Annotated in this window: 12 protein-coding genes; 7 read left to right on the top strand and 5 right to left on the bottom strand. The window is 63.7% G+C overall.

All coding sequences use genetic code 11. The annotated features are described in order from the left end of the window. The first annotated feature begins 23 nt into the window (after positions 1 to 23). The 4 genes from ptsP to ACVWWD_RS10825 all read left to right on the top strand — a co-directional run bounded on the left by ptsP (position 24) and on the right by ACVWWD_RS10825 (position 4,152). On the top strand, positions 24 to 1,598 hold the full coding sequence (gene ptsP, locus ACVWWD_RS10840; RefSeq protein ID WP_352551766.1) for a phosphoenolpyruvate--protein phosphotransferase: 1,575 nt from the start codon (positions 24 to 26) through the stop codon (positions 1,596 to 1,598). Between the two features lie 11 nt (positions 1,599 to 1,609). After that, a complete protein-coding gene (locus ACVWWD_RS10835) occupies positions 1,610 to 2,032 on the top strand; it encodes a hypothetical protein (protein ID WP_015314201.1) in 423 nt (140 codons plus the stop codon). A 40-nt stretch (positions 2,033 to 2,072) separates the two neighbouring features. Continuing rightward, on the top strand, positions 2,073 to 3,059 hold the full coding sequence (dhaK, locus tag ACVWWD_RS10830; protein WP_352551763.1) for a dihydroxyacetone kinase subunit DhaK: 987 nt from the start codon (positions 2,073 to 2,075) through the stop codon (positions 3,057 to 3,059). 70 nt (positions 3,060 to 3,129) lie between these two features. Continuing rightward, complete coding sequence (locus tag ACVWWD_RS10825) at positions 3,130 to 4,152, top strand: nucleotidyltransferase family protein (RefSeq protein ID WP_457103062.1); 1,023 nt, start codon at positions 3,130 to 3,132, stop codon at positions 4,150 to 4,152. Positions 4,153 to 4,161: 9 nt separating this feature from the next. Here the strand turns inward: ACVWWD_RS10825 and ACVWWD_RS10820 are convergent, their stop codons facing one another. From ACVWWD_RS10820 to ACVWWD_RS10810, 3 genes are read right to left on the bottom strand one after another with little or no spacing between them, the layout of a single operon-like run. Next, positions 4,162 to 5,148, bottom strand: a complete 987-nt coding sequence (locus ACVWWD_RS10820) for an HPr kinase (protein WP_023772491.1) — start codon at positions 5,146 to 5,148, stop codon at positions 4,162 to 4,164. Then, positions 5,145 to 5,582: a lasso peptide biosynthesis B2 protein gene (locus tag ACVWWD_RS10815; protein ID WP_023772490.1), complete on the bottom strand. Its 438-nt coding sequence runs from the start codon at positions 5,580 to 5,582 to the stop codon at positions 5,145 to 5,147. The genes ACVWWD_RS10820 and ACVWWD_RS10815 overlap by 4 nt, the downstream gene beginning before the upstream one ends. A gap of 11 nt (positions 5,583 to 5,593) precedes the next feature. Continuing rightward, positions 5,594 to 5,884, bottom strand: coding sequence for a PqqD family protein (locus ACVWWD_RS10810; RefSeq protein WP_023772489.1), 291 nt, complete (start codon positions 5,882 to 5,884; stop codon positions 5,594 to 5,596). A gap of 663 nt (positions 5,885 to 6,547) precedes the next feature. On the opposite strand from ACVWWD_RS10810, the gene ACVWWD_RS10805 reads away from it, so the two are divergent. The 3 genes from ACVWWD_RS10805 (at position 6,548) to ACVWWD_RS10795 (ending at position 9,621) form a co-directional block, all read left to right on the top strand. After that, on the top strand, positions 6,548 to 8,455 hold the full coding sequence (locus tag ACVWWD_RS10805; RefSeq protein WP_352551760.1) for a propionyl-CoA synthetase: 1,908 nt from the start codon (positions 6,548 to 6,550) through the stop codon (positions 8,453 to 8,455). A 146-nt stretch (positions 8,456 to 8,601) separates the two neighbouring features. After that, positions 8,602 to 9,279 carry a hypothetical protein gene (locus ACVWWD_RS10800; protein WP_457103061.1) on the top strand — a complete coding sequence of 226 codons (678 nt, stop codon included), beginning with the start codon at positions 8,602 to 8,604 and terminating at the stop codon, positions 9,277 to 9,279. A gap of 102 nt (positions 9,280 to 9,381) precedes the next feature. After that, on the top strand, positions 9,382 to 9,621 hold the full coding sequence (locus tag ACVWWD_RS10795) for a hypothetical protein (RefSeq protein WP_352551756.1): 240 nt from the start codon (positions 9,382 to 9,384) through the stop codon (positions 9,619 to 9,621). 88 nt (positions 9,622 to 9,709) lie between these two features. Here the strand turns inward: ACVWWD_RS10795 and ACVWWD_RS10790 are convergent, their stop codons facing one another. Together ACVWWD_RS10790 and ACVWWD_RS10785 are read right to left on the bottom strand one after the other, a co-directional pair. After that, the gene (locus ACVWWD_RS10790) at positions 9,710 to 12,094 is read right to left on the bottom strand and encodes a polysaccharide biosynthesis tyrosine autokinase (protein ID WP_457103060.1); all 2,385 of its coding nucleotides are present in this window, start codon (positions 12,092 to 12,094) and stop codon (positions 9,710 to 9,712) included. A gap of 148 nt (positions 12,095 to 12,242) precedes the next feature. Then, positions 12,243 to 13,139 (bottom strand): UTP--glucose-1-phosphate uridylyltransferase, encoded by an 897-nt coding sequence (locus ACVWWD_RS10785; RefSeq protein WP_023772481.1) that lies wholly within the window; start codon positions 13,137 to 13,139, stop codon positions 12,243 to 12,245. Between the last annotated feature and the right edge of the window lie 53 nt (positions 13,140 to 13,192).

The raw sequence follows: 13,192 nt of genomic DNA, 5'->3' as shown, positions 1-13,192 counted from the left end.
CTCACCCGCTGGGAATGCGTGCCATGCGCATTGAGGGTGTTCCTGCCTCGGCCGGCTATGCAGAGGGGCCTCTGTTCGACCTCGGCCGGCCCGCGCGCGTTTACGCTAGCAAGGCAAGCTCCGTCGAGGAGAGGACGTCCCTGGAGGCCGCGATCGGCAAGGCGGTGAACCGGCTCGTGGACATGGTCGGCACCGCCGAGAAAGACGCCGCCGGCATACTCGAATTCCACATCGCCATGTTGGAAGACGACGCGCTGAGCGGGCCGGCCTTCGCATCGATCTCTTCCGGAACACCCGCCGACGCGGCCTGGCGGCAGGCGCTCGATACCGAGATTGCCGGCTACGAGGCATCGGACCAGGATTATTTCCGCGCCCGCGCCACGGATCTGCGCGACATCAGGGACCAGGTGCTGCGCGCCCTGACCGAGGACGGTGGCATTACGGCACCGGCTGGCGCCATCCTCTACGGCGAGGACATCGCGCCGACGCGCTTTCTCGAAACCGACTGGAGCCATGGTGGCGGCATCGCCCTGAAGGCAGGCAGCACCGCCAGCCATGTCGCCATGCTGGCGCGCTCGCGTGGCGTGCCGATGGTCGTGGGCCTGCGCGAGCCGCTCACCGCTGTTACCGACATGGCACTGCTCGACGCGGAGCACGGCAATATCGTCCTGGCACCCTCGCCGGCCGAGATCGGCTCGTTCCGGCAGTCGTCCTCTTCCTTCATCGCCGGCCAGGGTAAGGCACGGACTTTTCTGGCGCGGCCGGCCGTGACAAAAACCGGCACCGCGGTGCGCGTACAGGTCAACATCGCCGACCCTAGGGATGTCGATACCATCGACATCGCGACCTGCGACGGTGTCGGCCTGATGCGCACCGAATTCCTGTTCGGCAAGACGCTGCCGGATGAGGAGACGCAATATCGTGCCTATCGCAAGGTGCTGGAATGGGCCGGCGAAAAACCGGTGACGATCCGTACCGTCGACGCCGGCGGCGACAAGCCGGTGCCGGGCTTCACCGTCGAGGAAGGCAATCCATTCCTTGGCCTGCGCGGCATCAGGCTGTCGCTGGCCAGGCCCGACATATTCCGGATTCAAATCAGGGCATTGCTGCGCGCCGCGCCGCACGGCAATCTCAAGATCATGTTTCCGATGATCGCCACATCCGCAGAGTATGAGAGCGCCGCCGCCTTGTTCGCCGAGGAGCGGGCGGCCCTTGCCGCGCGCGGCATCGCGCAAAAAATGCCGCCGCTCGGCATCATGGTCGAAGTGCCTTCGGTGGCCATCGCGCCGGAGGCGTTTACCGGCGTCGCCTTCCTGTCGATCGGTTCCAACGATCTGACGCAATATGTGATGGCGGCCGCGCGCGACAATGCCGCCGTGGCACACCTGAATTCAGTCCGCCATCCTGCGGTGTTGAGGCTGATCGCCTCGGTCGCGGCCTTTGGACGGGAGACCGGGATTGTCGTCAGCCTGTGTGGCGATGCCGGCGGCGACCCCGCTTCGATTCCCTCTCTGCTGGAAGCCGGTCTGCGCGATCTTTCCGTGGCGCCGGCGCAACTCGCCATGGCCAAGGCGGCCATAGCCGACGTTCCGGTCTAGGCACGGCAGGCATGGCCGACATCAAACCCGAACCCGGTTCCGAAGAAGCGATCCGCGCCTACAAGACGATCCTGTCGCAGGTTATCGACCAGCGGCCGTCCGGCATGCGCCAGCGGCTCGCCGATGCGCTTGGCAAGCATCGCAGCTTCGTCACGCAGATTTCGAGCCCGAGCTATTCGATTCCCATTCCGTCGAAACATCTGCCGGCCATCTTTTCCGTCTGCCATTTCAGCCAGGCCGAGCGGGACCAGTTTCTTGCCGCCTATCACCAGGCACATCCCGGGAAGATCTCGGTCGCCGCGGGCGCGCGCAAGACAAGGCACGTTTCGCTCATCGTGCCGGATTTCGGCGACGACAAGCAGAATGCAGCGCTCGACCGCGCGATCAACGAATTCATCCAGAAGGTCACCAGCATCACCGGCAAGAGCGGCTGAACGACCCCTTGATGCCAGGCTATTTCGGGAGGAGACGGCCGTGAAGAAATTCATGAACTCGGTGGACATGGTACTGACCGAGAGCCTCGACGGTTTCGCGGCCGCCCATGCCGACATCCTGATGCTTGGCGAGGAGCACAAATTCATCCGCCGCAAGATGCTCAAGCCGGGCAAGGTGGCGCTGATCTCCGGCGGCGGCTCCGGCCACGAGCCCCTGCATGGCGGCTTTGTCGGCCATGGCATGCTGGACGCCGCCTGTCCCGGCCAGGTGTTCACCTCGCCGACACCGGATCAGATGCTGGCGGCCGCGCAAGCCGTCGACACCGGCGCCGGCTGCCTGTTCATCGTCAAGAACTACGAAGGCGACGTGATGAACTTCGAGATGGCGGCGGAGATGTCCGACGGCGTGCTGCAGGTCGTCACCAATGACGACGTCGCCGTCGAGAATTCGTCTTACACGACCGGGCGGCGCGGCGTGGCGGGCACGCTGGTGGTGGAAAAGATCGTCGGCGCCGCGGCCGAGCACGGGATGGCGTTGCCGGCGTTGAAGGCGCTGGGCGACCGCGTCAACGACGCCACCCGCTCGATGGGCGTGGCGTTGACCAGCGGCACCGTGCCGGCTGCCGGCAAACCGACCTTCGACATCGGCGATGGCGAGATGGAATTCGGCGTCGGCATCCATGGCGAGCCTGGCCGCCGGCGCGACAGGCTGAAAAGCGCCGACGCGATTGTCGAAGAAATCTGCGCTGCGATCCTGGGCGATCTCGACGAAAGGGCGAAAGGATCCGCGCTGCTGTTCGTCAACGGCTTCGGCGGCACGCCGCTGATGGAGCTCTATCTGATCTACAACAGCGCGCGCCGGGTTTTCGAGCAACATGGCGTGACGGTTACCCGGTCGCTGGTCGGCACCTATGTCACCTCGCTCGACATGGCCGGCTGCTCGATCACGCTGAGCATGCTCGACGACGAACTGACGGAATGGTGGGACGCACCTGTCCACACCGCCGCGCTGCGCTGGGGCGTGTAAGGCTGGCTTCAGCCGTGCTTTTCTGCGACCATTCCGGACAATCCACATAATGGTGGATTTGTCCGGATCGATGCTGCCGTCTCTTACTCCAGCTGAAGAAAAACTGCTGCTGCGCTTCGCCGATCCGGAGGCTGCGGCGGTCGGGGACGATTTATCGGCGAAGGCCCTGTCTGCCCTGCTCGACAATGCCGAATTCCACGGCGTCCTGCCGATCATGCTGCGCAAGCTTGGGGAGCGTGGCGACGCGCACCTGCCGTCGGATACTGGTTTGCGGGACAAACTCGACGACCTGCGCCAGACGGCGACGATCGCCACCGGCCAGTCGATGCTGCTGCAGTACCATGGCGACCGCATCATGAAGGGAATGGCGGCGGAAGGCATTCCAGCGCGGATCGTCAAGGGGCCGGTCTTCGCGCGAAAACTCTACCGCAATGTATCCGACCGGCCTTTCACCGACATCGACATCCTGGTCGAGCCCGCCAACCTCGCGCGGGCAAACCGGGTGATTTCGGCATGCGGCTTCGAGCTTGGCAGCAACGAGGCCGAATCGTACCGGCTGCAGGAATTCAAATGGCTGGAAAAGGAGAATTCCAGCCTGCTGGTCGAGTTGCATGGCGACCTTGTGCACGACACCGGCATGCGGCGACGCCTGTCGCTGGGTTTTCGCGAGCTCGGCATCATCGATGGCGATGCCATGGATACACCGGCCGCCCTTTTGACGATCGCCATCGTGCATGCCGCCGGCGGCCACAAATTCCACCGTCTGCAGCTTTGCGTCGACGTGCTGCAAGGCGTGAGGGCGCTGCAATCCCCGATGTCAAAAACCCGCCTGCTCGACGCCGCGCGCATGACCGGCATCGAACTCGAACTTGCGATTGTGCTCAACGTGACCGGACAGCTGTTCGACGAACCGCATGCGCTGGCACTCGCCGGGCGAATCAAGCCCGACCTGTCGATCCGGCTGGCCAAGAAGCTGATCACGACCAACACGTTGCTCAGGGTCAATTCCCGGGAGAAGATCGGCTCGCGCCTGCGCCGCGATGCCTTTCGCTGGATCCAGCGGCTGGCCAAGGCCAGGCCATACGCCGCTTGAGGGGAACCGTCAGTCCCGTGATGTCAACGTAGCGCTTATCAGCGCCGCCGCATCGGCCGGACGCGCGCCTACTTCCAGGGTGAAGGTCGGCACCGACGACACCAGTCCGCGGATCGCCGCCAACCTGCGCTTCTGCAGCGGCAGCAGACCGGTCGCGCCGGTGCGGACATTGTCCATCGCCAGCGCCACCATCGCGTCGGTCCGGGCCATGGGCGCGAGCCTGGTCTCTCCGTCGGCGGATCGCGCAAGATGCAGGAGTGCTGCGACCGGACGGGCGGTCGGGCTTTCAACTTTTACGATCCCACTCAACTTTTCCAGCGAAACAGCCTGTTCGCCATTGCGGTCCCATGACGGACCGAGGCATGGCGCCACAAGCGGGACCATCCGCGCGGTCTTCTCATGGATCTTGACATGGCGCGGCAAACCCCAGGCGGCAGGCGTGGTGGAAGCGAGACTCAGGATCATGGCGTCGTCGGAGCACAGGCCGAATCCTTGCGTTGCCAAGGCCAGCGATGTGGTGGTCTTGCCGGTACCGCTCGGGGCATGGACCAGCACGACGGCGTCGCGGCCCGGCAGCGTCAGCCCGGCCGTGTGCAGCATATGCTGGCCGCCTGCGTCGAGTGCTGCGTCCAACACCAGCATCGATGGCGTCCAGGCGGCCTTCGCACCAGGGCGAACCCGGAGTTCGGCCCAACCCTCCTCGTCCTTGACGACAACGGTCTGGCGTTCGGGAAAGACGAGATGGACCGTGCCGCCATCCGCGATCATCCGGCAGTAGCCGTCCTCCGGTATGTCGCCCTCGAAGACGAGCGATCCGCTGGGCGCTTCGTCCAGAACGTCCGCCTCTGTGATCTCGAGACGAAAATCCGGCTCGACGGGACCTTTGACACGCAAGATACCGAGCATCCCGTCGAAATCCTGCCACAGCCCGGGGCGCTCGGCCGATATGCCGAAGATCTGGCCATTGAGGTCATAGAATACTGAAGATCTGGTCAAGCGGAGCGCACCTTCGTGGCGGCGGTGGCTGGGTGACGATAGATCTCGACCATGCCGGGAAGGCTGTCACTGACCACCGGCTTGCCGTCCAGGCACACCCAGCAATGCGCCGACAGCCGCGACGCTTGCAGCGACTTCGGATCGACGCCGAAACGCAGCTGCGGATCGAAACCGGCAAGGCGCAGGAAGCGATGGCCGAGCAAGCCTTCCCGCAAGCATCTGCGGTCGCGCATCAGCCAGGGATGACGCACGGCACGGTTGACGCGGGCGACAATGTAGTGGGCGGGCAGGCCGCGATAGGGCGCCGGCGAGACGAGCGGCGCCCATTTCAGCACCTTCTCGAAGCTGCGATTGGCAATGAGAACTGGCATCAGCCGCGCGCTTGCCCAGAGATGGCAGCGGAACAAGGCGCGCAGGAGAGGACCGTCCACCATCATGGGTGCCTTCAGCCATCAAGCCCTGGAGCAGCGAGAATGCCCTCCGAGACCAGATCGCTGGCCAGCGCCGCCATGTCCTCGTCAAGCGTGCCCTTGTCGATTTCGAACTCCTCGCAAAGCAGGCCGACGATCTGGCCGAGGCTGCGCGCGCCATCCACCTTGTCGAGAAAGGCTTCTGTCGTGCCGTTGCAGGTATAGAGCTGGCCGCTACGCGCCAAAAGCACCACCGCGCCGTCGCCCACATGCTGAACCGAGGCATCGTCCGCCAGTCGAAGAACCGTTCCAGAGGCAATTTCCATAACGAACCCCAAAAGCCATGCAACACCCGGAAATGAGATAGCGCGGCGGTGGAGCGCTGTCTATTGGCCGGCCGCGATGGCTCGTAGGCAGGCATGCTGACGGGCAGGACCGTTGCTTTTCTTCCCTAGGGTAAGGTAAGAACCTCCCGGGTCTTGGGGAGATAGCGTATGCGTTACAATTGGGAGCGGGCTCCGACGACTTTCGAACGTCATCGAAAAGCTCTGGCGACAGCCATTTTGATCTTCGGCGGCGTCGGTCTCATGCTGGTGGCCTTGCCGATCTAGCGCCGTCGACATTCGCCCAACGAATCCGGCTTGTTAGACGGCAATCGACGTGTTCAGCGGGGTTGTCCGGTCACGGCTATCAAGCGGCGATCGCACCCTTAAAAATCCTAGCTGTAGCGCTGCACCGGCACGACGATCACCGCCGGCTTGCCGGCCGGTGTTCACAGGATCCGACAGGCTGTAGGAGGTCGGACGGTTCCTCGAGCCTGGTCTCGATCGACCATCAATGGCGCATGCGCTCACATCCTCCGCTCGATCGTTTTGACAGCAAGCATCCCGATCAGGAAGACCGGCTCAAACGAAAATCAGGGAAGACAGCGCCGGAAAAAACAGCATAGGCTGTTTGCAAAGACGACAAATGGTTTCCGGGAGGTACGGATGGCTTCACGCTATCACGAGATCTATGACGGCTGGAAACGCGACCCGGAAAGGTTCTGGGCCGACGCGGCCGGCGCCATCGACTGGTATTCGCCCTGGAACAGGGTGTTCGATGCCACCGCCGGCGTCTACGGCCGCTGGTTCGCCGGCGCGGCCTGCAACACCTGCTACAACGCCCTGGACCGGCACGTCGCCGGCGGGCGGGCCGACCAGATCGCGCTGATATACGACAGCGCCATCACCGGCACGGTGAAAAAGTTCACCTATGCCGAGCTGAAGCGCGAGGTGGTGGCGCTGACCTCGGTGTTAAAGAACCGCGGCGTCGGCAAGGGCGACCGCGTCATCATCTATATGCCGATGGTGGCGGAGGCGGCCATCGCCATGCTCGCCTGCGCCCGCATCGGCGCGGTGCATTCGGTCGTGTTCGGCGGCTTTGCCTCGCATGAGCTTGCCACCCGCATCGACGACGCAAAACCGAAACTGATCATCTCGGCCTCCTGCGGCCTGGAACCGGGGCGGGTCGTCGCCTACAAGCCGCTGCTCGACAAGGCGATCGAGATGTCCCGCCACAAGCCGGACGCCTGCCTGATCCTGCAGCGCGATCAGTTGCGCTGCGATTTGAAGGACCATTTCGACATCGACTATGCCGACGCCGTCGCTCGTGAGCGGGCAGCCGGCGCCAATGTCGACTGCGTGCCGGTGCTGGCCACCGACCCACTCTACATCATCTACACGTCAGGCACGACGGGCCAGCCCAAGGGCATCGTGCGGGACAATGGCGGCCACATGGTCGCGCTGAAATGGACGATGGAAAACGAGTTCGGCGTGAAGCCGGGGGAAGTGTTCTGGGCGGCGTCCGATGTCGGCTGGGTGGTCGGCCATTCCTATATCGTCTACGGCCCGCTGCTGCATGGCTGCACCAGCATCCTGTTCGAAGGCAAGCCGATCGGTGCGCCCGACGCCGGCACCTACTGGCGCGTCATCGCGGAACATGGCGTGGTCGCGTTGTTCACCGCGCCGACCGCCTTCCGCGCCATCAAGGGGCAGGATCCCAAGGGCGAGTTCGTGCCGAAATACGATCTGTCGAAGTTCCGCACCCTGTTCCTCGCCGGCGAACGCGCCGACCCCGAAACCATCAAATGGGCGGAGCAGAAGCTGAACGTGCCGGTGGTCGATCATTGGTGGCAGACCGAGACCGGATCGCCGATGACGATCAACCCCGCCGGGCTCGGCCTGTTGCCGGTGAAGTACGGCTCGCCCGGGGTACCGATGCCCGGCTACGACATCCGCGTGCTCGACGATGCCGGCCATGAGGTGCCGCGCGGCGCGCTCGGCAATGTCGTGGTCAAGCTGCCGCTGCCGGCGGGCTGCCTGCCGACCCTGTGGAACGCCGATGCCCGCTTCCGCCAGGCCTATCTCGATGAGTTCCCCGGCTTCTACAAGACGGCCGATGCCGGCATGATCGACGAAGACGGCTATCTCTACGTGATGGCCCGTACCGACGATATCATCAACGTTGCCGGCCACCGATTGTCGACGGGCGCCATGGAAGAGGTGCTGGCCGCCCATCCCGATGTCGCCGAATGCGCCGTCGTCGGCATCGCCGATGCGATGAAGGGCCAGATTCCGCTCGGCTTCGTGGTGCTGAACGCCGGTGTCGCGCGCGACGGCGGCGCCATCGAGAAGGAGGTCGTCGCGCTTGTGCGCGAGCGCATCGGGCCGGTCGCCGCCTTCAAGACCGTGGTGACGATCAAGCGCCTGCCCAAGACGCGCTCGGGCAAGATCCTGCGCGGCACCATGCAGAAGATCGCCGACAAGGAAGCGTGGACGATGCCTGCAACCATCGACGACCCCGCCATCCTCGACGAGATCACGGCTGCCCTGACGGAGCGCGGAATCGGCGTGTAAGGAGCACTGCCGGGACCTGACTGGAGCTGCCGTTCCGCGATGTTGCGACGCGGCGAACTTTGTGATGACCGCAGGGCGCAATCGTAGATTGTGCAATGCAACATTCCGCCTTGCAGATCCTGCGGGGGGCCATTCGATTGGATCGCATGGTTCAGCAAAAAATACCCTTTGGCGGTATCGACATCCTGCGGTTTCTCGCCGCCGTGCTGGTCATGGTCTATCACAACGGCTTCTGGGTGTGGGACTATCCCGACCGCATCTCGGCGCCAGCGACCGGCGGTCTTCCGGAGCAGCCCGGGATCGGCGCTTGGGTTGGGTCCGGCTATCGGCGTCGAGATCTTCTTCGTCATCAGCGGTTTCGTCATTGCCTTCAGCCCGAGAATTCGACGCCGCTGCGGTTCTTCGAGGCAAGGGTCAAAAGACTGGCGCCGGCGGTCTGGATTTGTGCCCCGACCACCGCGGCGCTGTTGCTGCTGATCGGTTTGAGCTGGCCGACCGATGCGGTGATCCGACTCGTGCGCACCGGCCTGTTCGCGCCTTATGGTCCCTGGGTGGACAGCGTATACTGGACGCTCGGCATCGAAATCGCCTTCTACGCCATCGTCTGGATCCTGCTGCGGCTTGGCCGTTTCCATCTGATGGAAAGGGTTGCCATCGTCATCGGCATGGTCAGCACGCTGTTCTGGTGCCTTTATTATCCGCTCGGCTGGTCCGCCTTCGCCGAGACGCGGTGGCTTGCCTGGGCTTCTGCCTGCTGTTCCTCGGCGGGGTGCTGCAGATCGCCAGCTCCGTCGACGTCCACAGCATCAAAGTCGGAGCCGTGATGCCGTACGCGCCGCCAATCCTGATCTTCCTCGCGGCCATCGCGCTGATGGCGTGGTCGCTCACGCTCGACCTCAGATGTGCGCCGGCGCCGGATCGACCTGATGACCTATCCGCTCTATCTGATCCACGACGTCATCGGCGCGGCGATGCTCGGCGCCATGGTGCGCGCCGGGCTGCCCTATCTCCTGTCGATGGTAGTGGTCGGCGCGACCATGATCGCGGCAAGCTGGCTGGTGGCAACCGAGGCCGAACCGCGCATCCGGCTGCTGCTCGACCACACGCTTTTCCGTTACCGGCTGAGGCGGCATAGCCGCGAGCTGTGCGCCGCTCCGGCCGCATGAGCCGCGGCCGGACGGTGCCGAAACTTTGTGCTATTTCGGAATGAGAAGCGCTGCGCAGGTCCAAGACATGATGGGCAACGGCCTTATCTCAGACCGTCGCCTTCGAACGCACTTCCGACTTGTCGAGATAATAGCTCGAGTACTTGTCGAAGAATTTCTCCGACGCGCCGAACGACCCGTATTTGGCGAGCTTCTTCAGATCGACCTTGTTCAGCACCGCGCCGACGATCTTGTTGGCGACATAGGGCTCGGATTCCAACATCGAGCGCACCATGGCGCGCGGCGTGCGGCCCCATTCGGTGACGAGCACGAAGCCGTCAACCAGCGGTGCGAAGGCCTTGGCGTCGACCACCGGGCCAAGCGGCGGCAGATCGACGACGATGTATTCGAAGGTCTCCTTGGCGTTTTCGATGAAACGACGCATACCGGCCGAGGAGAGAAGCTCGCTGGTGTGCGAGAAATGCCCGCGCAGCACAGCCGGAATGATCGCCAGCTTGGTCTGCCTGTCGATCTTGCCGACGGACTGCCAGGTCTGGCCGCTCACCACCGCTTCCATCAAGCCTTGCTCGGCTTCCATGCCGAGGCTGCGGCTAAGGCCTGGATTGCGCAGATCGCCGTCGATGAGCAGCGTCCTGGAGCCATTGGCGGCGAGCAGCCCGGCGAGATTCGCCGCGACCGTCGACTTGCCTTCGCCGGGCAGGACCGAGATCACGCCGATGACGCGGCTGCCTTGCCCTTCCATCACCACATCGAAGGCGATCTTGGCGCTGCGCAGCGTTTCGGAGAACATCGATGCCGGAGCGTCGACGCTCACGCGCATCCGTGCGCGCCTTTCGATGGCGGCCGGCGATCTGGCGACCTTGAGATCGGGTTCGGCTGGCTTGTCTTCCTTGCTCGGTTTGCTGCCGATGGTCGGCAGGTAACCCAGGAATTTGAGGCCGACGCGGTCGCGGACCTCCTCGCCGGTCCTGAAGAACCGCTCGTTGAACTCGTTGAGGCCGCCAAAGCCGGCGCCCATCAGAACCCCGAGCACCAGCGAAAGACCGAGCACGATGACCGTGCGCGGGCTCGAGGCGGCAAGCGGCGTCGACGCATCCGAGATGATACGGATCTTGCCGACCGGGAAGGATTGCTGCTGCGCGGCTTCCTCGTAGCGTCCGAGGAACGTCTGGTAGAGCGTGGAGAGTGCCGTCGCCTTCTGGTCGAGATCACGCAATTGAACCTGCGACTGGTTGTCGATCGAACTCTTGCCCTGCGCGGCGGCGACATTGGCCCTGAGCGCGGTCTCGCGCGCCAACGCCACCTCATACTCGTTGCGGTAGCTTTCGGTGAGCTGCTTCAGTTCGCCGAAGATCTGCGTCGAGATGTCGGCCTTCTCCTTGGCGAGCGCCACCGCCTGCGGATGCTGCGGGCCGAAATTCGCCTCGACATCCTGCTGCCGTTTGGCGACCGTGAGATAGCGGGTCTTGAGCGCCGCAATGACCGAGCTGCTTGGCTGGTCGCTGGATATGGCGGCATCCTTGAAAGCGTTGTCCGAGCCGCTGTCGACGATCGACTTGTATTGCTGGTAACGGGCGCTGGCACGCGCGGTGTCGGCCTGCGCCACGATGAGCTGGGCGTTCAGGTCGGCGAGCTGCTTGTCGCTCATCAGCTGGCCGTCGCTGTTGGCGGACAGGCCGTGTTCGGCCCTGAATTTCTCGACCGCCAGCGATGCCTGCTGCGAGCTCTCGCGCAGTTCCGTCAACCGGCCCTGCAGCCAGACCGCCGCGCGCTCGGTGGCGTCGAAGCTGGCGTCGAGTTGGTCGGCGAGATAAGCGTCGGCATAGGCCTTGGTGATGGCCTTCGCTAATGCCGGATCCGTCGCCTGGTAGCCAAGCGCGATAACGTAGCTTCGCCCGACGCGATCCGCCCGGATCTCGTTCTGCAGCTTGAGAATGGCGTAGTCGCGGCTCGACCCGGCGATCAGCGCATCGCGCGCGGCGGGGTCGAGCTTGGAGATGTCGCCGACACCCGGCATGACCGGGCTGCTCGGACGAACATATTGGATTAGACCGCGGACAAAGCCGACGCCCTGGGCAAGGGCCGACTGGGGCGGGTTCATGAACGTGTCGTTCTGGTCGAGCTTGAGCTTGTCGACGACCACGGCGGCAAGCCGCGTCGAGGTCAGGATCTCGATCTGGCTTAGAATCGCGGAATCGGTCTGCATGGTCGTCGATGCCGCCGAGATGTCGTCGACGATCTTGTTCAGACCTTCATCGATCAGCACGCTGGAGACCGACACGAATTTTGGCGGCGTGGTCTGCAGATAGAGCATGCCCAGGAAAAGACCGATGATGGCGCACACGCCAACCACCTTGGCCTGGCGTGCGGCCATGCCAAGCAGCCGCTCGATATCGATGAAGTCGTCGCCGTCTCCTGCGTCCGAACTCGGCAATGGCATCCTCTTGTCGAGAGGAAAATTGGCATAATTCATCTTCGGTCCAATTCTGGCTTGTCTCGCTCGCAGGCTCCGGAGAGATCGGGAGCATTGGCAGGCGCGACACACGCTTGGTGCCGGACAGCTCGGAGCCGGCCGGCCCCTGCGCCGTCAGCCACCCGACAATACTCCCGAAAGATGGGCATTATGCGGCTTCTTCCTGGCGTTCATGCGTCCGGACGAACTCCCGGAGCATCTCGAAAACCGGACCCTTCATGTCGTCGCGCGCCAGCGCGAAGGCGATATTGGCCTGGATGAACCCTTCCTTGGAACCGCAGTCGAACATGCGCCCCTTGAAAGGCTGGGCAAAGAATGGCTGCTCCTGCGACAGGCGAACCATGGCGTCAGTCAGCTGGATCTCGTTGCCGGCGCCGCGCTGCTGGTTGCCCAGAAGCTGGAAGATCTCGGGCTGCAGGATATAACGGCCGTTGATGTAGAAGTTCGACGGCGCGTTGGCCGGCGCCGGCTTTTCGACCATGGCCGTCACCTCGAAACCGCCGCCAATGTCGGCGCCACGGCCGACAATGCCATATTTGTTGGTCTCGGTGGGATCGCAGCGCTCGACGGCAATGACATTGCCGCCGGTCTGCGCATAGAGGTCGGTGATCTCGGCCAGGCATCCGCGCCCGCCGAAGGAGACCATGTCAGGCAAAAGCAGGGCAAAGGGCTCATTGCCGATGACCTCGCGGGCGCACCAGACGGCATGGCCGAGACCTTGCGGCGACTGCTGGCGGATGAAGGAGGTGGCGCCGGCCACCGGCAGCATGCTTTCGAGCGTCTCCAGCTGAGTCTTCTTGCCAGTTTGCTCCAGGGTTCCGATCAATTCCGGATGCAGGTCGAAATAGTCTTCTATGACCGCCTTGTTGCGGCCGGTTACGAATACGATGTGCTCGATGCCGGCCTCGAAGGCCTCGTCCACCGCATATTGCACGACGGGCCTGTCGACGACAGGAAGCATTTCCTTCGGCATCGACTTGGTCGCCGGCAGGAACCGTGTTCCAAGCCCCGCCACCGGTATCACGGCCTTCCTTATTTTCTTCATCGCAAATTCCTTCTGAGGAGATCGACTACAGTCCATTCACAGGCCACGAAAAA

The sequence above is a fragment of the Mesorhizobium sp. URHB0026 genome (genome assembly GCF_054059755.1).
Note: the sequence above shows the minus strand (reverse complement) of the source record. Positions and strands in the feature narration are given on the sequence as shown.